The organism is Schumannella sp. GW821-FHT10F01 (assembly GCF_058809295.1).
This window is the reverse complement of the sequence record NZ_JBXASM010000001.1, coordinates 275,049-301,753: the sequence shown is the minus strand read 5'-3', so window position 1 is coordinate 301,753 and position 26,705 is coordinate 275,049. Positions and strand designations below refer to the sequence as shown.

General features: G+C 73.9%; 26 protein-coding genes. 9 read left to right on the top strand and 17 right to left on the bottom strand.

What is annotated here, in order from left to right; translation table 11 throughout:
• Window positions 1–16: 16 nt before the first annotated feature.
• The 4 genes from AC1RSJ_RS01580 to AC1RSJ_RS01565 are packed head-to-tail and all read right to left on the bottom strand — an operon-like array spanning window position 17 to window position 4,135.
• Window positions 17–1,102 carry a Gfo/Idh/MocA family protein gene (locus AC1RSJ_RS01580; RefSeq protein WP_493116563.1) on the bottom strand — a complete coding sequence of 362 codons (1,086 nt, stop codon included), beginning with the start codon at window positions 1,100–1,102 and terminating at the stop codon, window positions 17–19.
• Entirely contained in the window at window positions 1,081–1,782 is a 702-nt protein-coding gene (locus tag AC1RSJ_RS01575) for a ThuA domain-containing protein (protein ID WP_493116562.1), read from the bottom strand. Before AC1RSJ_RS01575 ends, AC1RSJ_RS01580 begins: the two co-directional genes overlap by 22 nt.
• Window positions 1,779–2,963: a Gfo/Idh/MocA family protein gene (locus tag AC1RSJ_RS01570; protein WP_493116561.1), complete on the bottom strand. Its 1,185-nt coding sequence runs from the start codon at window positions 2,961–2,963 to the stop codon at window positions 1,779–1,781. The genes AC1RSJ_RS01575 and AC1RSJ_RS01570 overlap by 4 nt, the downstream gene beginning before the upstream one ends.
• On the bottom strand, window positions 2,960–4,135 hold the full coding sequence (locus AC1RSJ_RS01565; protein WP_493116560.1) for an ROK family transcriptional regulator: 1,176 nt from the start codon (window positions 4,133–4,135) through the stop codon (window positions 2,960–2,962). The genes AC1RSJ_RS01570 and AC1RSJ_RS01565 overlap by 4 nt, the downstream gene beginning before the upstream one ends.
• 86 nt (window positions 4,136–4,221) lie before the next feature.
• Here AC1RSJ_RS01565 and xylA point away from each other — a divergent pair, with 86 nt between their 5' ends.
• Both xylA and xylB read left to right on the top strand, forming a co-directional pair.
• The gene (gene xylA, locus AC1RSJ_RS01560) at window positions 4,222–5,412 is read left to right on the top strand and encodes a xylose isomerase (protein ID WP_493116559.1); all 1,191 of its coding nucleotides are present in this window, start codon (window positions 4,222–4,224) and stop codon (window positions 5,410–5,412) included.
• Window positions 5,413–5,423: 11 nt separating this feature from the next.
• Window positions 5,424–6,872: a xylulokinase gene (xylB, locus tag AC1RSJ_RS01555; protein ID WP_493116558.1), complete on the top strand. Its 1,449-nt coding sequence runs from the start codon at window positions 5,424–5,426 to the stop codon at window positions 6,870–6,872.
• Here the strand turns inward: xylB and AC1RSJ_RS01550 are convergent.
• Both AC1RSJ_RS01550 and AC1RSJ_RS01545 read right to left on the bottom strand, forming a co-directional pair.
• A complete protein-coding gene (locus AC1RSJ_RS01550) occupies window positions 6,865–8,778 on the bottom strand; it encodes a glycoside hydrolase family 127 protein (RefSeq protein ID WP_493116557.1) in 1,914 nt (637 codons plus the stop codon). The genes xylB and AC1RSJ_RS01550 overlap by 8 nt on opposite strands.
• A gap of 200 nt (window positions 8,779–8,978) precedes the next feature.
• Window positions 8,979–9,815 carry an alpha/beta fold hydrolase gene (locus tag AC1RSJ_RS01545; RefSeq protein WP_493116556.1) on the bottom strand — a complete coding sequence of 279 codons (837 nt, stop codon included), beginning with the start codon at window positions 9,813–9,815 and terminating at the stop codon, window positions 8,979–8,981.
• A gap of 164 nt (window positions 9,816–9,979) precedes the next feature.
• Between AC1RSJ_RS01545 and AC1RSJ_RS01540 the strand changes: the two genes are divergently transcribed.
• On the top strand, window positions 9,980–10,453 hold the full coding sequence (locus tag AC1RSJ_RS01540) for a hypothetical protein (RefSeq protein WP_493116555.1): 474 nt from the start codon (window positions 9,980–9,982) through the stop codon (window positions 10,451–10,453).
• 267 nt (window positions 10,454–10,720) lie between these two features.
• Here the strand turns inward: AC1RSJ_RS01540 and melA are convergent, their stop codons facing one another.
• Window positions 10,721–12,112: an alpha-galactosidase gene (gene melA, locus AC1RSJ_RS01535; protein WP_493116554.1), complete on the bottom strand. Its 1,392-nt coding sequence runs from the start codon at window positions 12,110–12,112 to the stop codon at window positions 10,721–10,723.
• A gap of 91 nt (window positions 12,113–12,203) precedes the next feature.
• Between melA and AC1RSJ_RS01530 the strand changes: the two genes are divergently transcribed.
• On the top strand, window positions 12,204–13,076 hold the full coding sequence (locus AC1RSJ_RS01530) for a helix-turn-helix domain-containing protein (RefSeq protein ID WP_493116553.1): 873 nt from the start codon (window positions 12,204–12,206) through the stop codon (window positions 13,074–13,076).
• A 65-nt stretch (window positions 13,077–13,141) separates the two neighbouring features.
• Entirely contained in the window at window positions 13,142–14,071 is a 930-nt protein-coding gene (locus tag AC1RSJ_RS01525; protein WP_493116552.1) for an aldo/keto reductase, read from the top strand.
• A gap of 71 nt (window positions 14,072–14,142) precedes the next feature.
• On the opposite strand, the gene AC1RSJ_RS01520 is transcribed toward AC1RSJ_RS01525, so the two are convergent.
• A complete protein-coding gene (locus AC1RSJ_RS01520; protein WP_493116551.1) occupies window positions 14,143–14,739 on the bottom strand; it encodes a TetR/AcrR family transcriptional regulator in 597 nt (198 codons plus the stop codon).
• Window positions 14,740–14,855: 116 nt separating this feature from the next.
• On the opposite strand from AC1RSJ_RS01520, the gene AC1RSJ_RS01515 reads away from it, so the two are divergent.
• Window positions 14,856–15,407, top strand: coding sequence for a hypothetical protein (locus AC1RSJ_RS01515; RefSeq protein WP_493116550.1), 552 nt, complete (start codon window positions 14,856–14,858; stop codon window positions 15,405–15,407).
• Window positions 15,408–15,563: 156 nt separating this feature from the next.
• The gene (locus AC1RSJ_RS01510; RefSeq protein WP_493116549.1) at window positions 15,564–16,013 is read left to right on the top strand and encodes a rhodanese-like domain-containing protein; all 450 of its coding nucleotides are present in this window, start codon (window positions 15,564–15,566) and stop codon (window positions 16,011–16,013) included.
• A 258-nt stretch (window positions 16,014–16,271) separates the two neighbouring features.
• Here the strand turns inward: AC1RSJ_RS01510 and AC1RSJ_RS01505 are convergent, their stop codons facing one another.
• Genes AC1RSJ_RS01505 through AC1RSJ_RS01495 form a run of 3 tightly spaced genes read right to left on the bottom strand, consistent with a single transcriptional unit; the run spans window position 16,272 to window position 18,434 of the window.
• On the bottom strand, window positions 16,272–16,511 hold the full coding sequence (locus tag AC1RSJ_RS01505) for a hypothetical protein (protein ID WP_493116548.1): 240 nt from the start codon (window positions 16,509–16,511) through the stop codon (window positions 16,272–16,274).
• Between the two features lie 2 nt (window positions 16,512–16,513).
• Window positions 16,514–17,566, bottom strand: a complete 1,053-nt coding sequence (locus tag AC1RSJ_RS01500; RefSeq protein ID WP_493116547.1) for a zinc-dependent alcohol dehydrogenase — start codon at window positions 17,564–17,566, stop codon at window positions 16,514–16,516.
• A complete protein-coding gene (locus tag AC1RSJ_RS01495) occupies window positions 17,559–18,434 on the bottom strand; it encodes a dihydrodipicolinate synthase family protein (protein WP_493116546.1) in 876 nt (291 codons plus the stop codon). The genes AC1RSJ_RS01500 and AC1RSJ_RS01495 overlap by 8 nt, the downstream gene beginning before the upstream one ends.
• A 218-nt stretch (window positions 18,435–18,652) precedes the next feature.
• Between AC1RSJ_RS01495 and msrB the strand changes: the two genes are divergently transcribed.
• Complete coding sequence (gene msrB, locus AC1RSJ_RS01490; protein WP_493116545.1) at window positions 18,653–19,108, top strand: peptide-methionine (R)-S-oxide reductase MsrB; 456 nt, start codon at window positions 18,653–18,655, stop codon at window positions 19,106–19,108.
• Window positions 19,109–19,175: 67 nt separating this feature from the next.
• Here the strand turns inward: msrB and AC1RSJ_RS01485 are convergent, their stop codons facing one another.
• Together AC1RSJ_RS01485 and glpX are read right to left on the bottom strand one after the other, a co-directional pair.
• Window positions 19,176–19,457 (bottom strand): antibiotic biosynthesis monooxygenase, encoded by a 282-nt coding sequence (locus AC1RSJ_RS01485; protein ID WP_493116544.1) that lies wholly within the window; start codon window positions 19,455–19,457, stop codon window positions 19,176–19,178.
• A gap of 108 nt (window positions 19,458–19,565) precedes the next feature.
• Entirely contained in the window at window positions 19,566–20,594 is a 1,029-nt protein-coding gene (gene glpX / locus AC1RSJ_RS01480; protein ID WP_493116543.1) for a class II fructose-bisphosphatase, read from the bottom strand.
• A 128-nt stretch (window positions 20,595–20,722) separates the two neighbouring features.
• Between glpX and AC1RSJ_RS01475 the strand changes: the two genes are divergently transcribed.
• Window positions 20,723–21,469 carry a GntR family transcriptional regulator gene (locus tag AC1RSJ_RS01475; protein ID WP_493116542.1) on the top strand — a complete coding sequence of 249 codons (747 nt, stop codon included), beginning with the start codon at window positions 20,723–20,725 and terminating at the stop codon, window positions 21,467–21,469.
• Window positions 21,470–21,494: 25 nt separating this feature from the next.
• Here the strand turns inward: AC1RSJ_RS01475 and AC1RSJ_RS01470 are convergent, their stop codons facing one another.
• From AC1RSJ_RS01470 to AC1RSJ_RS01455, 4 genes are read right to left on the bottom strand one after another with little or no spacing between them, the layout of a single operon-like run.
• Entirely contained in the window at window positions 21,495–22,838 is a 1,344-nt protein-coding gene (locus AC1RSJ_RS01470; protein WP_493116541.1) for an FGGY-family carbohydrate kinase, read from the bottom strand.
• 56 nt (window positions 22,839–22,894) lie between these two features.
• Window positions 22,895–24,349 (bottom strand): FGGY family carbohydrate kinase, encoded by a 1,455-nt coding sequence (locus AC1RSJ_RS01465; RefSeq protein ID WP_493116540.1) that lies wholly within the window; start codon window positions 24,347–24,349, stop codon window positions 22,895–22,897.
• Window positions 24,350–24,366: 17 nt separating this feature from the next.
• Window positions 24,367–25,836 carry an FGGY-family carbohydrate kinase gene (locus tag AC1RSJ_RS01460; protein ID WP_493116539.1) on the bottom strand — a complete coding sequence of 490 codons (1,470 nt, stop codon included), beginning with the start codon at window positions 25,834–25,836 and terminating at the stop codon, window positions 24,367–24,369.
• A 14-nt stretch (window positions 25,837–25,850) separates the two neighbouring features.
• Window positions 25,851–26,690 carry a class II fructose-bisphosphate aldolase gene (locus AC1RSJ_RS01455; protein WP_493116538.1) on the bottom strand — a complete coding sequence of 280 codons (840 nt, stop codon included), beginning with the start codon at window positions 26,688–26,690 and terminating at the stop codon, window positions 25,851–25,853.
• Window positions 26,691–26,705: the final 15 nt, after the last annotated feature.

Genomic DNA, 26,705 nt, shown 5'->3' with positions numbered 1-26,705 from the left:
GCCGCCGATCGACGGGCTAGCCGGCCCAGACGCTCCTCGGGGTGAGCGGCACGAGCGACGGGCGCTCGACCGTGGTCGTGAGCTCGAGCGTGCGTTGCTCCCCGGCGGCGGCGAGCAGCCCGGTCATCACGTCGAGCGCGTGGAGGCCGAGATCGCCGCTCGCGCGGTTCGTGCCCGCGAGCAGGTCGAGCAGCCCGACCCCGCGCGACGAGTGCTCGTAGCCCGCGTCGACCGCCAGCTCGCGCCACTCGTCAGACCCGAGCTCGCAGAGCTCGACCGCGCCGTCGAAGCCGTTCGGGTCAGGCACGGTCAGGCTGCCGGACTCGCCGTGCACCTCGATCGGCCGGGCGCGCGTGGCGACGGCGTCGAAGCTCAGCAGCACGGTCGAGATCGCGCCGCCCGCGTGCTCGAGCGTGCCGGTGATGTGGGTGTCGATCTCGACCGGGACGGTCTGGCCCGCACGCGGTCCGGATCCGATCGTCCGCACGTCGCGCAGCCGCGACGCCATCCCCGAGACGCGCACGACGGGCCCGAGCAGCTGGATCAGCGAGGCGACGTAGTACGGGCCCATGTCGAGCACCGGCCCGCCGCCCGGCAGGTAGTAGAAGTCGGGGTTCGGGTGCCAGCGCTCGTGCCCCGGCGCGACCCAGCTCGCGCTGGCCGCGATCGGTCGCCCGATCAACCCGCGGTCGACGGCGGAGCGCGCCGTCTGGATGCCGGTGCCGAGCACGGTGTCCGGCGCGGTGCCGACGCGCACGCCGGCCGCGGCGCCGGCCTCGACGACCCGCCGTCCGTCGGCGAGCGTCACGGCGAGCGGCTTCTCGCCGTACACGTGCCGGCCGGCGGCGATCGCCAGCAGCGCGACGTCCGCGTGCGCCGCCGGGATCGTGAGATTCAGCACCGCCTCGACGTCGGGATGCGCCACCGCCTCCGCGGCGTCGAGCGCGACCGCGCCCGTCTCCGCCGCCACCTCCTCGGCGCGAGTGCGGTCGAGGTCCGCGACGGCCGCGATCCGCACGCCGGGATGCCCGGAAAGGGTGCTCAGGTACTGCCGGGAGATGTTCCCCAGCCCGACGATGGCTAGACCGCGCGGCTCGCCCACAGGATGCCCTTCTCGATGATGGTGCGCACGCTCGCGTGCTGCAGGATGTCGACGCTGTGGCCCGGCGTCGCGACGACGACCCGGCCCTCGCCCCACTCGCGCGTCCAGACGGCCGGGGAGGTGATCGGGCGGTGCCACGGCTGGTCCGGTCGAGCCGGATGCGTCGTGGTCGCGAGCACGTCGATGAGGTCGTCGTGCAGCACCCAGTACTGCTCGGTGGTCAGCTCGAAATCGTCGAGTCCGGCCGTGATCGGGTGCGCGCGGCCGAGGTCGGTGAGGTGCACCGTGTAGGTGAGGAAGGCGTCCGTGCCGTCGCCGAGCCGCTGCTCCGGCGGGCGGGACGGATGCGTCGCGAACTGCCCGCCGACGAGCTGGAGGTAGTCGGAGCTGTTCCGGAACGAGTCGGCGATGCCGCCGTGCCAGCCGACCAGGCCCGTGCCGCTCTCGACGGCCCCGCGGAGGCCGGCGAGCTCGTCCGCCTCGATCTCCGACATCGTCACCGACTGCAGGATGACGTCGACGCCGGCGAGGTATCCGGTGTCGGCGTAGACGGCCGTGCTCTCCTCGACCCGGACGTCGAAGCCCTGCTCGCGCAGGTACGGCAGGAACAGCTCGGTCGCGGCGACGGGCGCGTGCCCGTCCCAGCCGCCCCGGACGACGAGTGCGGTGCGCGTGGTCATGCGCGGGCTCCTTCCACCGGCGTGAGCCGGGATCCGTCGGCGGCGCTCGCCTCCACGGCGGCGAGCACCCGCTGCACGCCGAGCGCGTCGGCGAACGTCGGGCTCGGGTCGAGCTCGCCCGCGACGGCGCGCACGAAGTCGGCGGCCTGATGCGTGAACAGGTGCTCGTAGCCGAGCCCATGGCCCGGCGGCCACCAGGCCTCGAGGTACGGATGCGACGCCTCGGTGACCTGGACGCGGCGGAAGCCGGCCGTGTCGCCCTCCGCCGACTCGTAGACCTGCAGCTCGTTCATCCGCTCGAAGTCGAACGCGATCGAGCCGAGCTCCCCGTCGATCTCGATGCGGTTCGCGTTGCGGTTGCCGAGCGCCATCCGGGTCGCCTCGAAGACGCCCATCGCGCCGTCGGACAGCCGGGCCGTGAAGGCCGCCGCGTCGTCGACCGTGACGCGCCCGATCGGCGCGTCCTCGGCCGCGATGCCGCCCAGGCCGGCGGCGCCGCCGGTCGCCGCGGGCTGCGGGCGGGTCTCGACGAACGTGCGCAGCATCGCCGACACCGCCACGATGCCGGCGCCCGTGAGCCACTGCGCCGTGTCGATGCTGTGCGCGCCGATGTCGCCGAGCGCCCCCGAGCCGGCCCGCTCGCGGTCGAGCCGCCAGGTCATCGGCGCGGACGCGTCGCTGAGCCAGTCCTGCAGGTACTGCGCGCGGACGTGGCGGATGCCGCCGAGCCGGCCCTCGCCGATCATCCGGCGGGCGAGCGCGAGCGCCGGCGTGCGGCGGTAGGAGAAGCCGCACACGGCGACGACGTCGGCGGCGGCCGCGGCGTCGGTCATCCGCTGGGCGTCGGCGACCGAGTTCGCGAGCGGCTTCTCGCAGAGCACGTGCTTGCCGGCTGCGAGGGCGGCGAGCGCGATCTCCGCGTGGCTGTCGCCGGGGGTGCAGATGTCGACCGCGTCGATGTCGTCGCGCTCGACGACCGACCGCCAGTCGGTCGAGGCCTCCGCCCAGCCGAAGCGGCGCGCCGCCGCGGTGGTGCGCTCGGGATCGGTGCCGACGAGCACCGCCGGCACGGGAGCCAGCGGCAGGTCGAAGAACCGCGGCGCGGTGAGCCACGCCTGGGAGTGGATGCGGCCCATGAAGGCGGTGCCGATCTGGGCGATTCGGAGCTGGTCGGTGGTCATGCTGTCGTCCTTCGTCGTCGGAGGTCGGCGGACTCGCGCGGGTCGGCGAGCAGGCGTGCGATCGGGAGCTCGGCGGCACCGACCAGCAGCCGGTCGTCGGCCAGCCGGGCGATCGCGAGGTCGAGACGGTCGGCGGCGTGCGGCATCGCGAGCCGCGCGACGTCCGCGGCGAGCGGCGGCAGGGCGTCGTCGGCGAGGGCGGCGAGGAACCCGCCGAGCACGATGCGCGCCGGGTTCAGCGCGTTCGCGATGTCAGCGAGCGCGCGGGCGAGCACCCGGCGCTGGCGGAGCACCTCGGCCGCGGCCGCCGGCGAAGTCGATGCCGGCGCTCCGCGGAGCAGCCCGGCGAGCTCGGCCTCATCGCGGTCGGCGAGGCCGAGCGCGGCGAACAGCAGCCGCCGCGAGACCTCCTGCTCCAGCTCGCCGCCCGCGCGCAGGTCGGCGGCGTCGACGGCGACCCGGTTGTGGCCGAACTCGCCGGCGAAGCCCGAGACGCCGCCGAGCAGCCGTCCGCCGGCGATGATGCCGCCGCCGATGCCGCTCGCGCCGCCGTTGAGGTACACGAGATCGTCCACGCCGCGGCCCGCGCCCCAGGCATGCTCGGCGAGCGCGCCGAGGCTCGCATCGTTCGCGACATCGACCGGCAGTCCGGTCGCGTCCTCGAGCACGGCGCGCAGAGGCGCGTCCGACCAGCCGAGGTGCGGAGCGAGGCGCACGACGCCGGTCGACTCGTCGACGAGCCCGGGCACGGCGATCCCGATGCCGATCGGACGACGGGCGTCGCCCGGCTCCGCGAGGTGCGCGCGCAGCAGACGCGCCACGTCGTCCGCCGTGGGGGTGCGATCGACCGGGATGCGGATGCGCTCGAGCACGCGCGCGCCGAGCCCGACCCGGCCGATCGTCACGGCATCGACCTCGGGGTTCACGGCGAGCGCGACCACGCCCGGATCGGGCGAGACGGTCGGCGACGGGCGCCCCGCGCGCTGGGCGGGCGCGGCATCCCCCTCGACGACGAGCCCGAGCTCGACCAGCTCGGCGATGGCGTCGGCGACCGACGAGCGGTTGAGTCCGGTGCGCTGGGTGACCGCCGACCGCGGCAGGCCGGGGCTGCGGTGCACGAGCTCGAGCACCGCGGACAGACCGGGCCGTCGTGGGCCGGACGCCATGGACATGCGCTCAGTCTAGGGCTTATGTTGTGCGAACCGACATATCCGGTACCACCCGACCGCCATCACCGCAGATGAAGCTGGAGCACCCCATGGCAGCGACGCCCACGAAGTCCGACTACTTCACCTTCGGCCTCTGGACCGTCGGCTACAACGGCACCGACCCGTTCGGCGGACCTACGCGGCCGCCCCTCGACGTGGTGCACGTGCTCGAGCGGCTCGCCGAGCTCGGCGCGGCGGGCCTCACCTTCCACGACGACGACCTGTTCGCGTTCGGGTCGAGCGACGCGGAGCGGCAGCGCGAGATCGACCGGCTGAAGCAGGGGCTCGCCGACACCGGCCTCGTCGTGCCGATGGTCACGACCAACCTGTTCTCGCAGCCCGTGTTCAAAGACGGCGGCTTCACCTCGAACGACCGCGGCGTGCGCCGGTTCGCGCTGCGCAAGGTGCTCCGCAACATCGACCTCGCCGCCGAGCTCGGCGCCTCCACGTTCGTGATGTGGGGCGGCCGCGAGGGTGCTGAGTACGACTCGGCGAAGGACGTGCGCCAGGCCCTCGAGCGCTACCGGGAGGCCGTGGACCTGCTCTCGCAGTACGTCATCGACCAGGGCTACGGCATCCGCTTCGCGATCGAGCCGAAGCCGAACGAGCCGCGCGGCGACATCCTGCTGCCGACCCTCGGGCACGCGCTCGCGTTCATCGAGTCGCTCGAGCACCCGGAGCTCGCCGGCATCAACCCGGAGGTCGGGCACGAGCAGATGGCCGGCCTGAACTTCGCCGCGGGCATCGCCCAGGCGCTGTACCACGGCAAGCTGTTCCACATCGATCTCAACGGCCAGCGCGGCATCAAGTACGACCAGGACCTCGTGTTCGCCCACGGCGACCTGCACAACGCCTTCGCGCTCGTCGATCTGCTCGAGCACGGCGGACCCGGCGGGGTGCCCGCCTACGACGGACCGCGGCACTTCGACTACAAGCCGAGCCGCACGGAGGACGAGTCCGGCGTGTGGGACAGCGTCGCGGCGAACATGGCGAACTACCTGCTGCTGAAGGAGCGCGCGGCCGCCTTCCGCGCGGACCCGGAGGTGCAGGAGGCGCTCGCGGCGGCCCGCGTACCCGAGCTCGCCGTGCCCACCCTCGGCGAGGGCGAGGGCTACGCCGAGCTGCTCGCCGACCGATCGGCCTACGAGGAGTTCGACTCCGACCGCTACTTCGGCGGCGCCGGCTTCGGCTTCGTGCGGCTGCAGCAGCTCGCCACCGAGCACCTGCTCGGCGCACGCTAGGTTCCGCGAGCGTGACGCTCGTCGCGGGGGTCGACTCGTCGACGCAGAGCTGCAAGGTCGTCGTGCGCGACCTCGAGACCGGGCGGGTGGTGCGCTCGGGGCGCGCGCCGCATCCGGACGGCACGGAGGTGCACCCGGACGCGTGGTGGACGGCGCTGCTCGCCGCGATCGCCGACGCCGGCGGGCTCGACGACGTCGCCGCCATCTCGGTCGCCGCTCAGCAGCACGGCATGGTCGTGCTCGACGCGGACGGCGAGGTGATCCGCCCGGCGCTGCTGTGGAACGACACGCGTTCGGCCGCCGCGGCGGACGCGCTGATCGGCGAGGTCGGACGCGGCGAGCTCGCCCGTCGCACCGGATCGGTGCCGGTCGCCTCCTTCACGGCGACGAAGCTCCGCTGGCTCCGCGACGCCGAGCCGGCGCACGCGACAGCGGTCGCCGCGGTCGCCCTGCCCCACGACTGGCTCACCTGGCGGCTCCGCGGCTTCGGGCCGGCGACCGGCGACGCGCCGGATGCGGATCCGCTGGGTCCCGACCTCGACGCGCTCACCACCGACCGGTCGGACGCGAGCGGCACCTCGTACTGGTCTCCGGAGCGCGGCGAGTGGGACCGCCACCTGCTCGCGCTCGCGCTCGGCCACGACGCGGTGCTCCCCCGCGTGCTCGGCCCCGGCGAGTCGGCCGGGGCGACCGCCGCCCGGCCCGGGATCCCCGCCGGTCTCGTCGTCGGCCCCGGCGCCGGCGACAACGCGGGCGCGGCCCTCGGCCTCGACGCCCGACCCGGCGACGTGGTCGTCTCGCTCGGCACGAGCGGCACGGTGTTCGCCGTGACCGACCGCGTGGTCGGCGACGAGACCGGCACGGTGGCGGGCTTCGCGGACGCCGCCGGCGGCTTCCTCCCGCTCGTCGCCACGCTCAACGCCGCTCGCGTGCTCGACGCGGTCGCGCGGCTGCTCGGCGTCGACCACGACGAGCTCGGTCGGCTCGCACTCGCCGCACCGGCCGGGTCCGGGGGACTCGTGCTGCAGCCGTACTTCGAGGGCGAGCGGACGCCGAACCTGCCCGACGCGACCGCGTCGCTGTTCGGTATGACGCTGGCCTCCTCCACCCGGGAGCACGTCGCGCGGGCCGCGATCGAGGGGATGCTCTGCGGTCTGGCAGACGGGCTGGATGCGGTGCTCGCACAGGGCGTCGAGGCCCGGCGCGTGCTGCTCATCGGCGGCGCAGCCCGCTCCCTCGCGGTCGCGACGGTGGCGAGCGAGGTGTTCGCGCGGGAGGTCGTCATCCCGGCCGCCGGGGAGTACGTCGCCCTCGGCGCCGCGGTGCAAGCGGCCTGGGCGCTGACGGGCGACCGGCCCGCGTGGGCCCCCGCGGTGGAGAGCGCCCTGCCGGCGGGTCCGCCGAGCCCGGCGCGCGAGCAGTACGCGGCCGCCGGGCGGCCCGCCGCGGGACTCAGCTGAGCGGCGCCGCCGGCAGCCAGACCCGCATCGTGCTCGGACCCCGCGACGCCCACCGGTGGTACGGCACCAGCGCGACCGGCGCCGGAGTCGAGCGGCGGGCATCCGACTCGTCGGCACCGTAGGGCCAGCCGCCGTCCGTGAGCGAGTCGAACGACCCGGCCACCTCGACCACGTCGCCGCCCGCACGGCGGGGTGCGACCGAGGTGTCGAGCCGGAACGTGCCGAGGTCGTCCGTGCCGGCATCCACGCTCTCGAGGCAGTAGACGAGCGGACCGGCCTCGACCGCGACCGTGCCGCGCACGTCGTCGATCCGCGCGTCCGGCCGGGTGAGGCGCGGCACGACGGGGAGGTCGAGGCGCACGGTGCCGCCGGTGCGCGGTCCGGCGACCACCGCGTAGCCCGGTGCGACGGAGCTCGTGCTCCCGTCGACGGCCACGGTCGCGGCAGACGCCCATCCGGGCACCCGGAGGCGCAGGGTCCAGTCGCGCTCCGGCGCCTCGAGCACCTCGATGTCGACGCCGCCGTCGTGCGGATAGCCGGTGCGCACGGCTAGCCGCAGCGGCGAGCCGTCCGGCAGGCGGGTGTCGATGTCGCACGACACCGGGAGGTGCAGCTGCAGCCCGTCGGCATCGACCGTCGCCACGTACGCCGCCAGGCTCGCGATCGTGCGGGCGATGTTCGTCGGGCAGCACGACACCCAGAGCCACGGCGCGCGCTGCCCGGTGGCCGCGCGCACGGCGACCTCGTCCTGCGGCAGCGGGACGCCGAGCGTCGTCTGCGCGAGCGGGTTGACGTAGAAGAACCGGTCCCCCTCCTCGGCGATCCCCGCCGCGAGCACGTTGTAGAGGGTGCGCTCGAGGAGGTCGGCGTGCCGCACGTCGCCGGACTGCAGCAGCAGCCGCCACGACAGCATGATCGAGGCGATCCCGGCGCAGGTCTCGGCGTAGGCGCGGTCGGCCGGGAGCTCCCAGTCGTCGCCGAACGACTCGCCCTCGTGCCGCGATCCCATGCCGCCCGTGACGTAGGTGCGCCGCGCGACGGTCGCGTCCCACTGGCGCTCGACGGCGGCGCGCAGCTCGTCGTCGCCCGCGTCGACGGCGACGTCGTGGGCGCCCGCCGAGAGGTACAGCGCGCGCACCGCGTGGCCGCGGAGCGCATCCGCCCGCCGCACCGGCACGTCGTCCTGGTAGTAGGCGCGTCCGATCTCCGGATCGCCGAGGAGGCCGGAGCCGCGCCGCTCGACGAACAGCGCCGCCTGGTCGAGGTAGCGGCGTTCGCCGGTCGCCCGTGACAGCTCGGCGAGCGCGACCTCGATCTCCGGATGCCCGCAGATCGCGTCGCGGCCGTCCGGTCCGAACTCGGCGACGACGTGATCGGCGACGCGGACGGCGGCGCGCGTGAACTCGTCCTCGCCCGTCGTGCGCAGCCGGGCGACCGCGGCCTGGATCAGGTGCCCGAAGCAGTACAGCTCGTGGCCCCAGGCGAGGTCGGTGTAGCGGTCGGGGCGTCCCGGCACGCCGAACTGCGTGCTGAGGTACCCGTCGGGCTGCTGCGCCGCCACGACCCGGGCGGCCAGCGCGCGGAACGCCTCATCCGCCCAGGCGTCGCCGGTGCGCGCGTGCTCCCAGGCGAGCCCCTCGAGGAGCTTGTACGTCTCCGAGTCGGCGAACTCGCGGCCGGCGCGCGGGGCGTCGCTCCCGGCGGCGACGAGGTCGAAGTTCGCGTTCCAGCCGAGGCGCTCCATCCAGTCGAGCGCGTGGCGGAGGGTCGTCGCGCCGTTGACGGCTTGACGCTGCGCCCAGAAGCCGTCCGTGATCCGCACGTCCGAGAGCGGGAGCGGACGGAGCAGCGAGGACGAGGGATCGACGGGCAGCGCACGGGCGGCGTCGGCGGTGACGGGGTGCACGGGTCCTCCAGGACGGCGGCGGGCGGCGGGGTGTCTGGGAACCCTAGCCGCCCGCCGCCGCGGTCCGGGACGCGCGTGCCCCTACTTCGCGAGACTGCTCACTCGGCGAGACCGCTCACTTCGCCAGACCGCTCACTTCGCCAGACCGCTCACTTCGCCGGACCGCTCACTTCGCCGGACCGCTCACTTCGCGAGACCGCTCACTTCGCGAGGAAGGCGATCAGCGCGCGGTTGAACTCGTCGGCGTGCGTGACGTTGAGACCGTGGGGTGCTCCGGCGACCAGTACCAGCTCGCTGCCGGCGATCCCGGCGTGGGTGCGAGCACCCGATCCCTCGAACGGCACCACGCCGTCGCCGTCGCCGTGGATCACGAGCGTCGGCACGGTGACCTTCGGCAGGTCGTCGCGGAAGTCGGTCGTGCCGAACGCCTCCATCGCCTTCAGCGCCGCGTGCGTGTCCGCCTGCAGCGCCAGTCGGATGGCGTCCTGCTTCTGCTCGGGTGTCGCCTTCAGCTCGTCGCCGACCGAGTAGAACTGCGTCGTGAAGGTGTCGTAGAAGGCTGCCGGATCCGACCTCAGCCCGGCCTCCATCTGGTCCGCCTGCTCCTTCGACAGCGGCCCATCCGGGTTGTCGGGCGTCTGCGCGAGGTACGGCGGCACCGCGGCGGCGAACACGACGCTGTGCAGGCGCTCCGTGCCGAACTCGCCGACGTAGCGGGCGACCTCGCCGCCGCCCATCGAGAAGCCGACCAGTGTGACGTCGTGCAGATCGAGCTCGGTGATCACCGAGTCCAGATCGGCGGCGAGCGAGTCGTAGCCGTAGCCCGTGAAGGTCTTGTCGCTGCGTCCGAAGCCGCGGCGGTCGTACGTGATGACGCGGTAGCCGGCCGCGGTGAGCGCGGGCACCTGCTCCGACCAGGACTCGCCGGAGAGCGGCCAGCCGTGGATGAGCACGACCGGGCGTCCGGAGCCGCCGGTGTCGTCGACGTGGAGCTTCGTGTTCCGGAAGAGCCCGTGGTGGGCGGTGATCTCGGTCATGACTCCAGCATCGGCGCTCGTCCCGCCGAGACGGCAGAGCGCCAGGCGACGCCCAGCCCGCATCCGTCCTCCGTTCACCTGACGGTCACCGCACGCACATCTCCCGGCGACCGCCCCCGGTTGCGGGACTGTCCGCGGCCGCGCCACCGACCTACCGTCGAGGCATGCGCCGCGCACTCTCGATCCCGGCGGCCGCGGTGCTCGCCGCGGGCGTGCTCAGCGGATGCGCGCCGCTCTACGACTGGGACGCGCTCGAGCACCCGAAGTCGACGATGGACCCGATCCTCTTCAGCGACGTCGCCGCGACCACGGCGGCCGGCTTCACCGCCACGCCGCAGGCGCCCGAGGACGTGCTGCCGGCCTCGGAGCTCACCGCGAGCATCGACCCGACGTCGACGCGCTTCGAGGGGCACTGGGACGGCCGCGACATCTACCTCGCCCTGACGCAGGGCGGCTCCGTCGCGATGGTCACCGTTCCGGGCGGCACCGGATCGTCCGCCGGCAACACGGTGCTCGCGCTGTCGCGGCAGAGCGACGAGACCGGGGACTCGATCGACCTCGCCTACCTGCCCCAGGGCACCGGCGAGCTGCCGGAGGGCTGGAAGCCGATGACCGCCTGGATCGCCGTCCGCGAGTAGCCGCAGCCGCGTCCTCGGACTCGGCCGCGGACTCAGCGCGACGCGCCCGCGAGCCGTCGGCCGATCCGGAGATCCCGGCAGCCGAACGGACCGGCCTCCGGCATCGCGGCGCGGATCCGGGACTCGTCGAACGGCTGCGACGGACGGATGCCGACCGGCGGCTCCGGCGCGGGAGGTGCGGCCGCGCTCACGCTGTCGAAGGGCAAGCGCAAGAAGCACGCCCCCGCAGCAGCCGCAGCAGCCGCAGCAGCCGCAGCGAGCTGAGCTTCAGCCGCGCAGCGCCGCCGGGAGCCGGTCGCGGTGCGCCTCGAGCAGCTCGTCCGTCATCGCCCGCGCCTGCTCCAGGGTCAGCTGCGCGCTCGTCAGCGGGTCGAGCGCGACCGCGTGGTGCACGTGCTCGCGATCGCCGGTCAGCGCCGCGGCGAGCGCCAGCAGCTGCACGTTGATGTTCGTGCGGTTCAGCGCCGCGAGCTGCGGCGGGAGGTCGCCGAGCGCGACCGGCTGCACGCCGTTGCGGTCGACCAGGCAGGCGACCTCGACCGTCGCCTCCGCGGGCAGGTTCGAGATGAGCCCGTCGTTCGGCACGTTGCCGTAGATCACGGTCGGCACGCCGGTCACGACCGCGTTGACGATCGAAGCCCCGTACTCGACGGACGGCTCGAGGTGCTCCTTGAGCCGCGCCAGCTGCTGGTCGACGTCACCCTGCTCGTCGTGCGCGACGCAGATCTCGTAGTAGTCCCAGCGCTCCGGGATGTAGCTCTCCACGAGCTCGGCGTTCTTGCGGAAGTACGGCAGGTACTCCGACGCGTGGTGGCTCGACTCCGTCTGGAAGTAGCCGAACGCCTCCATGATCGTGGTGCGCACCTGCTCGTTGCCGCCCTCGTAGTCGGAGTCGCCCTCCGCGATGCCGGTGTGGTCGCCGTCGTCGGCGATCATGTCCGGCTTCGAGGGGCCCAGGCGGCCGGAGACGCCGGCCAGGTGCTTCGCGCGCATGAGCTCGTGCAGGCGCGGGTAGAGGTCCTCGCCGCCGCGCTTCAGCTCGAGCAGCCAGGCCTGGTGGTTGATGCCCGCCGAGACGTAGTGCATCTCCTCGTAGGGGATGCCGAGTGTGCGGGCGAGCATCCGCGTCGTGCCCTGCACGCTGTGGCAGAGCCCCACCGCGCGGATGCCCTGGGCGTTGAGGAAGCCCGTCGCCATAGCCATCGGGTTGGCGTAGTTGATGAACACGGCGTCAGGGCAGAGCTCGCGCGCGTCGGCGGCGATGGCGGCGTACGGGTCGACCGAGCGGAGGAAGCGGAACACCCCGCCGGGGCCGACCGTGTCGCCTACGGTCTGGTCGACGCCGTAGCGCCGCGGGATCTCCACGTCGTGGCGGTAGGCCTCGACGCCGCCGACCTGGAACGTGATGATCACGAAGTCCGCGCCGGTCAGCGCCTCGCGGCGGTCGGTCGTCTCGACGATGTCGGCGGCGAACCCGTAGTGGTCCCGCAGCTCGCGCGCGGCATCCGCGGTGCGGCGGAGGCGTCCGGCGTCGAGGTCCATGAGCACGAGCCGGGCGGACTGCAGCGCCGGGAAGCTCAGCAGGTCGCCGATCAGGCGGAACGGGAACACGAAGCCGCCGGCGCCGATGATGGTGATCTGAGGAGCAGCACTGGTCATGCGGCCACGCTACGGACGACGATCCCGGTCGCGCCTCCGACTTCCGCGCCAAGGCTTCCGGGATCCTCGCCGGGCGTCGTAGGGTGCGAGCGTGAGCGCTGGTGCCGACGCGGCGATCGACGTGCTCGCCGAGCCGCCGGGCATCTGGATGCACCACGGCCCGGCGCCGCGCATGCCGCGCGCCCACCGGCACGACGACCTCGAGCTCAACCTGGTCACGCGCGGGCGGCTCGACTACGTCTTCGGCGGGCGGCCGCTCAGCGTCGCGGCGGGACGCCTCGCACTGTTCTGGGCGGCGACGCCGCACCGGCTCGTCGAATCGCCGGAGATCGCGGAGCCGGCGGACGACGCCCCCGCCGAGGCGGCCTGGCTGCACATCCCGCTCGCCATCGCGCTCGGCTGGCGCCTGCCGGACGACGCCCTCGGCCGCCTGCTCCGCGACCGGCCCGTCGTCGTGGAGGCGGCCCCGCTCGGCGACCTGCCGTCGCTGTTCGCGCGCTGGGCCGCGGATCGGACCGGCTCCGACGCCGGCGACGCGGAGGCCACCGAGATCGCGCTGCTCGAGGCGCAGGCGCTCGTGCGCCGGGTCCTGCGCGCGGCCGACGCCGATCCGGTGCCCGCGCCCGGCGCCTCCGGCACGGTGTCCGACGGGGTGGCCGCGATGGCCGGCTTCATCGCGACCAGGTTCCGTGATCCGATCCGGGTAGCCGACGTGGCCGCGGTCGCGCACCTGCATCCGAGCACCGCGATGACGGCGTTCCGCTCCGCGCTCGGCGTCACGATCGGCGCCTACCTCGTGCGCTGTCGCGTGGCGGAGGCGCAGCGCCTGCTCATCACCACCGGCGCCTCCGTCGGCGGGATCGCCGCCACCTCCGGCTTCGGATCGCAGAGCGCGTTCTACGACGCCTTCACGCGCGAGACCGGGCGCTCCCCCGCCGCGTACCGGCGCGGATTCCGCGGCTGACCGCCCGGGGCCGCTAGCGTCGACTCGCTGACGGTCAGCCCGACACGACCCTGGAGGTTCCGACGATGGAGTCCCGCCTGCTCGGACGGACCGGCCTGCAGGTCGCCCCCGTCGCCCTCGGCACCGGCCCGATGGGCGAGATGTTCGGCCCGGCCACGATCGACGACGCCGTGCGCGTCGTGCACACGGCGCTCGACCTCGGGGTCAACCTCATCGACACGGCGCCGATGTACTTCAGCGCGGAGGAGCGACTCGGCGTCGCGCTGCGCGGACACCGCGACCGCGTCATCCTCGCCACCAAGGCGGGGCGCTACAGCGGCGAGCCGTTCGACTTCTCCCCGGCCCGCCTGCGGTCGAGTCTCGAGAACAGCCTCCGGCTGCTCGGCACCGACTACGTCGACGTGTTCCACCTGCACGACATCGAGTTCGTGCCGCTCGGCCCGGTGTTCAGCGACAGCGTCGCCGCGCTGCAGGAGCTCAAGGCGGAGGGCAAGGTGCGCTTCATCGGCATGACCGGGTACGCACTGCCGACCATGGAGCGGGTCATCCGCGAGACCGGCGTCGACGCGATCCTGACGTTCGCGCACGGCACGCTGCTCGACAACTCGCTCGCCGAGCGGATCGTGCCGCTCGCCGACGAGCACGGCGTCGGCGTCATGAACGCCGCGGCGGTCGCGCTCGGGCTGCTCGCGCCGCACGGCACGAACATGCCCGGGCAGCACCCGGCGGGCGAGGCCGTGCAGCGCAGCGCGGAGGCGATGCGCGCGCTCGCCGTCGAGCGCGGCGTCGACCTCGGCTACCTCGCGAACCAGTACTCGATCTGGCGCTCCGGCGCCGCGACCACCGTGGTCGGCACCACGAAGCTCGCGCACCTCGAGTCGGCCGTCCGCGCCGCGTCCGACCCGATCGACCCGGAGCTCGAGGCGGCGTTCACCGCACTGCGTCCGCCCGTCGACGAGAGCCAGTGGCCGATCGGGCTCGAGGAGAACCGCTAGCGCGGGGCACGGTTCTCAGGCTGCGCGGGCCGCGACGGCTCGACGGATCGACGACGCACCGGATGCGGCGCTCAGCCTGAGAATCGCGCAGCACCCGCTGCCGGTGCGCCTGCCCGCAGCACGGCGTCGAACGCGGCGACCAGGGTCGCGCCGACCGTCTCCGGATCGCCGAGGTAGCCGCCGATCATGGCGCCGTCGCGGAGCATCATGAGCTGGCCCCCGACCGCCTCGGCGTCATCCGCTCCGGCCTCGCGGGCGAGGTCGACGAACGCCTGCCGCATCCACTCGCGGTGCGCGTCGGCGACCCGCCGCGCCGGATGCTCGGGGTCCGGGTACTCGGCGGCCGCGTTGATGAACGGGCAGCCTCGGAAGCCGGGACGGCAGCTCTCGGCGCCGATGCCGGCCGCGATCGCGTGGAGCGCGACGACCGCGTCGTCCGCCGAGGCGCCCGCTGCCGCCGCCGCCGAGCGCTCCCAGGCGGCGCGGCGCTCGAGGTAGGCGACGACGAGGTCGTCCTTCGTGCGGAAGTGCCGGTAGAAGGTGACCTTCGTGATGCCGACCCGCTCGATGACGCGGTCGGCGCTCGTCGCGCGGATGCCGCCGGCGTAGAAGAGCTCGCTCGCGGCGTCGAGGATGCGCTCCCGCGTCGCCGCTCCGCTGCCCGCCACCCGCGTCGTCCTTCCATCCGCGGTTGCGCCGCGGGTCCGCATCACTCTATGGTCCATCATGTAGACGTACTAGTAACTCTACAATATCCAGCAAGCCCCGAGCGCGAGGAACCGCCATGTCGACCACAGCACCCACCACCCCGTCCCCGATCGCGGCGGTGCTCCGCCCGCTGTACTTCGCGCGCTTCGCGTTCGCGGTGATCTGGGCGGTGCTGCTCATCGCCGTCCCGGCTGCGGGGGCTCCGCCGCTGCTCACCGTGCTCGTGATCGTCTACCCGCTCGTGGACGCGGTCGCCGCCGCGATCGAGTGGCGCCGCGCGACCGATCCGTCGCGGTCCCGTGCGAGCGCGGCCGCGAACCTCGTGGTCAGCGTCGTCGCGGCGATCGCGCTCGGCATCGCCTCGCTGTCGTCCGTCGCCGCCGTGCTCGTGGTCTGGGGCGTCTGGGCGATCGCGTCGGGCGCCGCGCAGCTGCTCACCGGCGCCGGACGACGCCGGCTCGGAGGCCAGTGGCCGCTCATCGTGAGCGGCGGGCTCTCGGTGCTGGTGGGCTTCGCCTTCGCGTTCCAGGGCGTCCAGGGCGCGACGAGCGCCACCGGCGTCGCGGGCTACGCGATCGTCGGCGGGGTGTTCTTCCTCGTCTCGGCGCTGCGGCTGCTCCGCCGCTGAGCGCAAAGCCGGCGGCAGCCCCCGGTCGTGGCCGCGGAACGCGGGGTCGCAATGCGTCACGCACGGACGCATCCGGTCATCTTCCTGGCGCCGTCCACCCGATGGCGTGACACTCCTCAGCACGGCGCGACCGCGTCGACACGAGAGGGGAACGTCATGGGGGATCAGACGCCGGAGACGGTCACGACCGAGCAGCTGCGCGCGCTCCGGATCGAGGGGGCGCCGGCGATCGTGCTCGACGCGCGCGGCGGGCCGGTGCGCGAGAACCGCGACCGCTACCTGCGCGGCCACATCCCGGGCGCACGGTCGGCGGACGGCGAGGCACCGGCCCTGCTGCCGGGCGAGGCGATCGCGCTGCCGCCGACGGTCGCGCTGCCGCGAATCCAGCGGGCGGTGCGCCGCCTCGGCGTCACGCGCGACTCCGAGGTGATCGTCTACGACGACACGGACGACACGGTCGCGACCGCCACAGCGCAGCTGCTCGCCGGGTTCGGTCTGCGCACGCGCGTGCTGGTCGGCGGCGTCACCGGGTGGCTCGCCGCCGGCAACCGGATCGCGACGGGCGTGGCGGCCGCCCCGGTGCCGAGCCGCATCCTGCTCGGCTGAGGCGGGCGGCGTCCGGCTGAGCTGAGCGCGCGGCGGCGACTTCGTCGGTGGAGGTCGATCGGGATCCACTGCCGAATGAAGGAGATCCGGGCGGCCGACGCTTCGAACTGCAGCAGTCGCCGCCGCCGCGACGCGGAACTCCTTCATCCGGCAGGAGTTCCCTGCCGCCACTCCTTCATCCGGCAGGTCGGACCGCCGCACACGCCGTCGCTCTGAGGCTGGCGCTGTCCGGGTGAGCCGGGCGCGCGGCGGCGTCGCTCATCGGACGACGAGCGTCGCGACCGTCGCGGTCGCCGCGACGACGACCGCCCCGATCGCGATCTCAGCTACCGGACCCACCGCGTACCCGAGCCGGAACGACCCCGCGTGGCGTCCGTCGGGCTGCGCACGACGGAGGTCGGCAGCCCGCCGTCGGAGCAGTCGCCGAACCTCGACGACCACCAGGCCGATCCAGCCGGCGACGAGCACGGCCGTGATCGCCCAGGCCGTCGGCGACATCCCTACTCCCCCGGCGGGATCCGCGGGTCGACCTGGATCTTCGGCTTCGCGCGGAGCTCCTCCGGGATGTCGCCCGACAGGATGCCGGCGACGGCCTCGAGTCCGATGACGCCCGCCACGAGCTGGTCCGCGTTCAGGCGGCCGGCCGCGAACAGCTCGATGACCGGCACGAGCCCGCGCGACGCCCCGAGGATGCCGACCGCGGTGATGTCGCGGAACGCGAGGTAGCGCGTGTCGAGCGGGGTGGGCACGCGGGCGACGCCGATGAACGAGAGCCGGCCGGCCGGCTCGACCAGCTCGAGCAGCCGCTCCGGCGCGCTCGGCGCGCCCGAGGCCTCGACGGCGCCGATGTACTCCAGGCCGGGCGCCATCTCGGCGGTGAGGTCGTCCGGGCCGAAGACGGCCTCCGCGCCGGCGGCGAGCGCGGCATCCCGGCCCTCCTGACGCGGATCGACGGCGTGCACGCGCACACCGCGGTCGACGAGCAGCTGCACGGCCAGCAGGCCGATCGAGCCGACGCCCCAGACGAGCACCCGGTCGCCCGGCTGCGCGTGCACCGCGTCGATCGCGCGCCAGGCGTTGCCGCCCGGCTCGATGAGGGCGCCCTCGGTGTCGGTCATCCCGTCGGGGAGCGGCTTCAGCGCGACGACCGGCACCAGCAGCTGCTCGGCGAGCGCCCCGGGCAGATCGCCCCAGACGCCGATCTCGGAGCGGTTCGGGCAGACGTGGTGGCGCCCCGTGCGGCACAGCCGGCAGACGCCGCAGCCGACCATCGTGTCGCCGGTCACGCGCCGGCCGATCCACTCCGCGTCCGCCTCGTCGGCGGCCGTGACGGTGCCGACCCACTCGTGGCCGAGTCGGAGGCCCTCCGGCTTGCGGTGGCCCTCGTCGATGACGCCGCCGTGGAAGATCTCGCGGTCGGTGCCGCAGATGCCGACTCGCTCGACGTCGACGACGACCGCGCCGGGGCGCACGACCGGGCGCGGCACGAGCCCCACACCGCCGATCGACGGTCCTCGGACGACGAACGCCCGCATCAGGTCCGCGTCAGACATGCTCCGCCACCAGCTCCTCCAGTCGTGCGCGGACGTCCGCGTCGGGTGCGCCGACCGCCATGCGGCAGCCGGAGGCGGGGATGACCCCGCGGATCTCGAGCACGGTCTTCACCCGTGCGATGTCGCCGTCGATCGCCGTGACGGCGTCGTCGACCGCGCGCCGCGCGCGGGCCAGGGCATCCGCGTCGCCGTCGGCCAGGGCGGACCGCACCGCGAGGAACAGCTCCGGCAGGCACGACGAGACGCCCGACACGACCCCGTACCCGCCGAGTCCGACGATGTCGCCGACGAGCGCATCCTGCCCGGTGAGCACGACGAAGTCGTCGGGCACCGCGGCGCAGTACTCGGCGAGCGCGTCGGCGGACTCGCCGGAGATCTTCGCGCCGCGGATGCCGGGCAGGGTGGCGAGCTCGGCGAGCAGCTCCGGGTCGACCGCGACGCCGGTGCGCTGGCGGAACAGGTAGAGGTACAGCTCGAGCCCCGCCGCCCGCTCCGCCGCCTGCTCGAACCAGCGGACGACGTCGCCGCGCGATGCGGCGAGGTAGTACGGGGTGATGACCGCGATGCGGGTCGCCCCGGCGTCGCGCGCGTCGTCGATGAGCGCGCCGGTCTGCACGGCGCTCGCGGCGCCGGCGTGCACGTAGTTCTCGAGCCCGTCGAGCGTGCGCAGCGCGAGCCGGGTCAGCTCGTCGCGCTCGTCGCGCTCCAGCGCCGGGAACTCCCCGGTCGTGCCGGTGAGGAACCCGCCGTCGACGCCCGACGCGGCCACGAACTCGAGGATCGCCTCCGAGGCGGCGGCATCCAGCGATCCGTCGTCGTGGAAGGCGACGGGCACGGCCGTGATGATGCGGGGAATCGGTGGCGCCATGATGCTGCGGTCCTTCGCCTCTCTGCGAACGATGCGGAGGGCGAGGTCGGGATGCGATCGACGCCAGGGAAGATTCTGTCCGCCGCGAGGGGCCGCGTGCAACGGCGCGCGGGGGCGGATTCGTGCATCTTCATCGGACGTGCGGGAACGTCCCGTGCCGTCCTGATGTTCTCCTTCCCGAGAGCCGCAGCCAGCGGCTCCGACGAGACGAGGACCCCATGACCGACACGACCTACCGCAAGAGCCCCGAAGCCGTCGCGAAGCTCACCCGCAACCAGTTCGCGGTGACGCAGGAGGACGCGACCGAGCCCGCCTTCCGCAACGAGTTCTGGGACAACCACGCCGACGGCATCTACGTCGACATCGTGTCCGGCGAGCCGCTGTTCTCCTCCACCGACAAGTTCGACTCCGGCTCCGGCTGGCCGAGCTTCACCCGTCCGATCGAGAAGGCACACGTCGTCGAGAAGGACGACCGCAGCTTCTGGATGCGGCGCACCGAGGTGCGCTCCGCGAACGGCGACAGCCACCTCGGCCACCTGTTCCCGGACGGCCCTGCCGACCAGGGCGGCCTCCGCTACTGCATCAACTCCGCCGCGCTGCGGTTCGTCCCGGTGGACGAGCTGGAGAGCCAGGGCTACGGCGACTACCGGTCGCTCTTCGGCGCCACCGCGTAGTCGGGTGCCCGTCCTGCCGATGAGCACCTTCGTCGGCAGGACATCGCGGCACGATGGGCTGCGCCCCTCAGCGCACGGGTCCGCGGAGACCGTCGATCGGGATCTCGTCCCAGGTGTCGAACGGGTCGTCGCCGACCTCCGCCATGAGCGCGGGGCGTGCGGCGGCCGCGGCCTCCTCCGACTCCCAGATCGCGACGCCGACGAAGCGGCCGCTGTCGTCGTCGACGACGCCGGTCCAGAGGAGGCCCGGCTGCTCGCGGGCGACGCGGCCGTACCGCTGCATCGAGTCGAGCACGGCGGCCCGGTGCTCGGGCTTCGGCGAGTGCACGGACACGACGGCGAAGGTCATGCGCACAGTGGACCACAGCGGCGAGCGGGGCGCGAGGGGGCTTCGACAGGCTCAGCCACCCGAGGGCGGCTCAGCCACCCGAGGGCGGCTCAGTCATCGGGGTCGGGGTCAGAGCGAGTCGTCGCCGTCGAGCCACTTCTCGGCGAGGTGGTCCGCGATGACGCGACGGATGGTGCCGGAGCGGGCGCGGAGCACGATCGACTCGGTGCGGATGACCGGTCCCTTGCGGCGGACGCCGGACACCAGGTTTCCGTCGGTCACGCCGGTCGCGACGAAGAACGTGTTGTCGCCCTTCACGAGCTCGTCCGCCGTGTAAACGTGGTCGAACTGCAGCCCGGCGTCGAGGCCGCGCTGCTTCTCCTCGTCCGTCTTCGGCGCGAGCCGGGTCTGGATCAGCCCGCCGAGCGCCTTGATCGCGCACGCCGTGGCGACGCCCTCCGGCGATCCGCCGGTGCCGATGCACATGTCCAGCCGTCCGTCGTAGGACGCCGCGTCGATGCCGCCGGCGACGTCGCCGTCGAGCAGCAGCCGTGTGCCGGCACCCGACTCGCGGATCTCCTGGATCAGCCCCTCGTGCCGCGGCCGGTCGAGCACGCCGATCGACATCTCCCCCACCGGCTTGCCCTTCGCCTTCGCCAGCGCCCGGATGTTCTCCGCGACGCTCTGCCGCAGGTCCACCACCCCGATGCCCTCCGGACCGGTGACGATCTTCTCCATGTAGAACACCGTGTGCGCGTCGAGCATCGCCCCGCGGTCGGCCGCGGCGATCATCGAGATCGCGTTCCGCCGCCCCGACGCGGTCAGCGAGGTGCCGTCGATCGGGTCCACCGCGATGTCGCAGGCGGGACCGCGGCCGTTGCCGACGCGCTCCCCGTTGAACAGCATCGGGGCCTTGTCCTTCTCGCCCTCGCCGATCACCACGACGCCGTCGAAGTTGACGGTGCCGAGGAACTTGCGCATCGCGTCGACCGCGGCGCCGTCGGCCGCGTTCTTGTCGCCGCGCCCGATGAACGGCACCGCCCGGATGGCCGCCGCCTCGGTCGCCCGCACGAGCTCGAGCGCGAGGTTGCGGTCGGGGTGCAGGAACAGCGTGCCGGTCTCGGTCGACGGCTCCTCCATCGTCTGCGTGTCCGGCATCCGTCCTTCTTCCGCTTTGTATGGTCAGTACGTACACTACAGGCGTCGCGACACGGTTGTCCGGACGGCCCGTCCCGTCCATCCAGCGCGGACGGCTTATACGATCGACGGCGAGAGGGAGGCCCGACGTGACGCAGACCATCGAGCGCGACTCGCCGATTCCGTACTACGAGCAGCTGTTCGGCATCCTCCGCGACCGGATCGTCTCGGGTTCGCTGCCCGCCGAGGAGCGGCTGCCCAGCGAGATGGAGCTCTGCCGCGAGTTCGGCCTCTCCCGCGCGACGGTGCGGCAGACCATGTCGAAGCTGGAGTCGGAAGGGTACGCACGGCGGGTGCCGCGGCGCGGCGTCTTCGCCTCGTCGCCCGACCGGTCCGCGGGCTGGACGGTGCAGCAGGGGTTCCTCGAGAGCCAGATCCGCCAGGGCCGCACCGGCATCAGCACCGACGTGCTCGACGCGAGCTTCGTCGTGCCGCCGCAGCACGTCGCCGAGGCGCTCGAGACGGGCGAGGGCGGCCAGGTGTTCGCGCTGCAGCGCGCCCGCTCGCTCGACGGCAAGCTCGCCATGTTCAGCACGAACTGGTTCCCCGCCGACATCGGGCGCACGATCGCCGCCGCGACCGGCGTGCTCGACGGCACCGGCTCGGTCAACGAGACGCTGCGCGGCGCCGGGTTCGTCACGAGCGGTGCGCACCGGGTCATCCGCGCGATGCGCGCACCTGAGAACGTGGCGACGCACCTGCGGATCGACGCGGACCAGCCCGTGCTCCGGGTGCGCTCGCTCTCCTGGGACGCCGCGCACCGCCGCTTCGACTACTACGAGACCTGGGTGCTGACCGACATCATCCCGCTCGAGGTCGACGTCTCCGCCGGCTGAGCCGGGAGCCCGGCCGCGGGAGGCCTCAGCCGAGCATCGAGGAGGTGAAGCCGCCGAGCGCGCGCTGCGGATCGGGCGTCCAGTCGATCGCCTCCGCCGCGAGCAGCGCCGCACCGACCGCCGTCACCTGCGGCTCGAGCACCGGCGCGGCCCGGTAGCCGTTCACCGCGCTCTTGATCTCCACCCAGCCCGGCGACCGCGCCCAGCCGCCCGCGAGCCGGACGTCGCCCCGGCCCGCCGCACCCGCACGCACCGCGTCGACGGCCTCGCGTCCGGCGATCGCGAGCGCGCCGAGCACCGCGGAGGCGCGCACTGCCGGGTCGCGAGGCGTGTCGACGGCGTAGGACGGCCGACCGCCGCCGTGGCGCCCCGGCCGGAAGTAGCCGGAGTCGAACACGGCGATCGGCGCCGCGCTGCCGTCGAGCAGCGTGCGGATCTGCGAGGCCACGTCGGCGTCGTGCGAGGCCCACTGCACGTTGCGGGCCAGCTCCTCCACCCGCAGCAGGGTCGTGCCGGTCGAGCGGATGCCGGGCGCGACGTCGATGCCCTCGCGCGACGGCGGCGCCGACGCCGCGATCTGGGCGACGACGACCTCCGCGGTGCCCATGGAGTCGAGCACGGCGCCGGGCGACATCCGGTCGACGCCCCAGCCGGCCACCGGATGATCGTGCCCGCCCGCCACGACGACCGCGTCGTCGGCGATCACGCCGGCGGCGCGGAGATCCGGCGAGGCGAGCGGCCCGACGATCTCGCCGGTGGCGACGACCGGCGGCAGGAGGTCGGCCGACCCCAGCGTGAGCTCGACGCGGTCGAGGTCCCACCGGCGGTCCGTCGACCGCCACGCGGCGGTGCGCGACGCCAGGGTGTCGCTGAGGAACGCGCGTCCCGCCCATCGGGCGCTGACGAGGTCGGTCAGCGCCAGCCATCCGCTCGCCGCCGCGGCCTCGGCTTGATCCCGCGCCCAGGCCCAGCCGACGATGGTCTTCACGGCGTCGCTCTCGGCGTCGAACACCTCGTCGCCGTGGAGGCGGGGCCGCAGCTCGCGGAACACGCGCTGGCGCCGCGGATCGAACCACGCCAGGGCGCGCGTGAGCGGGCTGAGCCGGTCGTCGACCAGCACGCCGTCCTCGCCGACCCCCGCGGCGCTGACCGCGCGGATCTCGTACAGGCCGCCGCAGGCCGCCACCACCATGTCCTCGACGACCTCGACGAGCGCGCGGCCGTCGATGAGCAGGTCCTCGGAGTCGCGCGGGGTCGGGCGGATGACGCGCGCGACGACCGTGCCGGTCTCGTCGAGCAGCACGACCTTCGTGTTCGTGGAGCCGAGATCGACGCCGCAGGCGACCGCGATCCGCCCCGGGCTCCCCATGCTGTGCACGATACCCGGGCGCCGCCGACCGCTCCGCACACCCGGCACCGCCGGCGTCAGACGGTCAGCCCCGCGACCGAGTCCGGCACCACCGCGGCATAGCCGAGCGACTGCTTGGCTGCGGCGTGCTGGGCGGCGATCCGCGACTCCTGCGCGCGCGGCGCGAGGTCCGTGCGCTCGGCGGTCCACTGCGGGAACACCCCCTCGGCGGCCGCGACGCCCTGCATCGCGGCGCCCATCGTGACGTACTCGTCCGGCGCCGGAACCGAGATCGGGATGTCGACCATCTGGCCGAGCACCACCTGCACGGCCGGGCTCTGCGCGGCACCGCCGATGAGCAGCAGCCGCCGCGTCGGCACGTCGCAGGCGTGCAGTGCGTCGAGCATCTCGACCTGGCTGGCGAGCGTGCCCTCGATCACGGCGCGCGCGAAGTTCGGCCGGGTGAGGTTGACGAGCGAGGCGCCGTGCAGCGACCCGCGCGCCGTCGGCAGGTCGGGCGTGCGCTCGTGCTCGAAGTACGGCAGCAGGGTGAGGCCGCCCGCACCGGGGTCGGCCGAGAGCGCGAGCTCCGACAGCTCGGAGTGGCTCGTGCCGAGCAGCCCGACGGCGACGTCGAGGTTGCGCGCCGCGTTGAGCGTCGCGACGAGCGGCAGGTGGTCGCCCGTGGCGTCCGCGTAGCTGCAGACATAGCCGGCGTAGTCGTGCACCGGCGACGACGAGCGGGCGTAGACGACGCCGGAGGTGCCGAGCGAGAGCACCGCGTCGCCCTCCTCGAGCCCGAGCGCGAGCGAGGCCGCCGCGTTGTCGCCGCTGCCGACGCCGATCGGGATGCCGGCGCGCACGCCGGGGATGCCGGCGCCGGTCACGCCGGCGCGGTCGAGCGGGCCGAGCACGCGCGGCACGACGGCCTGCCGGCCGAGCGCGTGCTCGAAGAGGTCCATCGTGTACTCGCCGGTCTCGCCCGACCAGTAGCCGGTGCCGCTGGCCTCCGACCGGTCGGTCACGAGCTCGTCGAGCGCGCCCGAACCCGGGCCGAAGCCGCGGAGGCGCCAGGTGAGCCAGTCGTGCACGATGGCGACCGCGGCGGTGCGGCGCACCGCATCCGGGTGCAGCTCGCGCAGCCAGCGCAGCTTCGGCGCGGTGTCCGACAGCGTCAGCGGCAGGCCGGTGCGGCGGATCCACTCGTCGCGGCCGAGCTCGGTGTTGAGCTGCATCATGTGGGCGTGCGAGCCGGTGTCGTTCCACTGCGGCGACGGGCAGACGACGGCGCCGGTGTCGTCGAGGAAGATCGGCGTGTGCTGCTGGCCGCTCACCGAGACGGCCTCGACGTCGTCGAGCCCGCCGGCGCGGCGCACCGCGAGCAGCAGCGCCGCCCACCAGGCCTCCGGCTCGATGATCGTGCCGGCCGGGTGCGAGGCCTTGCCCTCGCGCACGGCCCGGCCCGTGGCGCGGTCGCGCACGGTCACCTTGCACGCCTGGGTGGACGAGTCGATCCCGGCGACGAGCGTCATCGCTCCCCTTTCGGTGTTCATGAGGGCATGGCCTTGAGGTGGTCCCAGCGGTCGCGGGTGTCGTCGCGCCACGCGGCCAGCCGGCCGCGGCGGTCGTCGTCGACGCCGACCTCGCGCGGATCGCACGCGGCCCAGTCGCCGGACTCGCCGGACGCGAGGGCCTGGGCGCCGCGCGAGACGACCTCCGGGAACCGGGAGACGGAGAGCGGCGTGCCGAGCAGGTCCGCCTTGAGCTGCAGCCAGAGCGGGTTGCGGGCGGCGGGCCCGATCACCTTGATGAGATCGGGGCGCGCGGGGAACAGGTCGAGCACGTCGAGGAACTGCACGGCCAGGCCGAGGAAGCTGCCGAACACGAGCTCGTCGATCGTGGTGTCGGTCACGACGCCGGCGATGACGCCCTGGGCGCGCGGGTTCTTCTCCGGCGGCGGCGAGCCGCGGAAGCGCGGCAGCACGAGCGGCACGCGGCCGAGGTCGATGCCGCCGGCGATCCAGCGGTCGTGGAGCGCCTCCGTCCGCGCGCCGAGCGCCTCGGCGTCGAGGGCGAGCAGGTGCTGGAGCGTCGCGAAGGCGGATCCGCCGGTCGGGATGGACGCGAACAGGGTGAACTCGTCGCCCGCGCACGCGATGCCGTTGGCGAGCTTGGCCCGCTCGGCCCAGGTCTCGGTGCTCGGGTGGTCGTCGAGCATGAGCACGCCCTCGGTGGTGCCGGTCGAGTCGAACAGCTCCCCGCGCGCCGACTGGGCGCCCACCGCGCCGACCATGTGGTCGTGGCCGGCGACGTGCACCTGCACGGCCGGGTCGAGCCCGAGGTCGCGGGCGACGTCGCGTCGCAGGGCCGTGCCCTGCGACGCCGTGCGGAGCTCCGGCAGCACCGCGACGTCGACGCCGAGCAGCGCGCACGCCTCCGCCGACCAGGTCCGCGTGCCGAGGTCGAGCGCCATCGTGCGGCTCGCGAGCGAGTACTCGGCCCAGCGCTCGCCGGTCAGCAGCGCCGCGAGATGCTCGGCGATGTTGAGCCACTGGGCGCCCCGGGCGGCGCCCCGGGCGGCGCCACGGGCGGCGCCACGGGCGAAGTCGAGCGCCCAGGCGATCTTCGAGAGCGCATAGCTGCCGCTCGCCGGGATGCCGGTGATCCGGTAGAGCAGGCTGCGCTCGGCGTCGTCGAGCTCCGCGAGCCGGCTCGCGCCGCGCTGGTCGTCCCACAGGATCATCGGCGAGGCGAGCGTGAGGTCCGGCCGCACGAGGCCGCCGGACGAGCCGACGCCGGTGATCGCGATGCGGCGCACCGCGGCGCGCTCGGCGGGATCGAGCCCGTGGATGAACTCGCCGACCTGCCGCTGCAGCGACTCCACCTCGTAGATCTCGCCGAGGCCGTCGCCGCGGGTCGGCGTGCCGAAGCGCGCCGAGGCGGTGACGCGTCCCTCGGCGTCGAACACCCCGAGCTTGACGCTCGTGGTGCCGATGTCGACGGTGATGGCGGGCTGCATGGCGACGGATCCGATCAGGCGGCGGACGGGTTGAACTGCCGGATGCGCGCCTCGACGACATCCGCGATGGCCGCGACGGCGTTCTTCGAGACGCGGATGAGCGACACCTCGTTCGGGTCGGCGATGTACGCCTCGCCGAAGCTGCGGATCATGGCGTTGCGCAGGTCGCTCGCGACGTTGACCTTGACGACGTCGAACTCGGCGAGGCGGCCGAGCTGCTCCGGCGGGAGGCCGGAGCCGCCGTGGATGACGAGCGGCACGCTGCTGGCGTCGCGCACCTGGCCGAGCAGCTCGAAGTCGATGCGGGCCGTCGGCGAGTAGCCGTGCACGTTGCCGACCGACACCGCGAGCATGTCGGGGCGCACGGCGTCGACGAACTCGACGACCTGGCTCGGGTCGGTGGTGTGCTCGATCTCCGGACCGTGGTCGTCCTCCTTGCCGCCGATGCTGCCGAGCTCGGCCTCGAGCGCGAGGGAGGCCGGGGTCAGCTCGCGGGCGATCGCGGAGATGCGCAGGTTCTCCTCGTAGGGCTCCTCCGAGGCGTCGATCATGATCGACGTGAAGTCGGCGGCGAGGGCGCCCTCGACGGCGGCGAGGTTCTTGCCGTGGTCGAGGTGGAGCGCGACCGGCACCGGGCAGTCGGCGAGCCGGCGGCTCACCATGTCGTAGATGTACTCGTAGCCGGAGAGCGCGACGTTGGTCGGCGCGACCTGGATGAAGGTCGGCACCCCGACGCGCTCGATGGCCTGGACGATGCCCATCGTGGTCTCGATGTTGGTGGTATTGAACGCGCCGGCGACGAGACCGCGCGAGGTGCACTCGCCGATGACGTCGAGTCCGCTGACGAGGGGCATGGAGGTCCTTTCGAT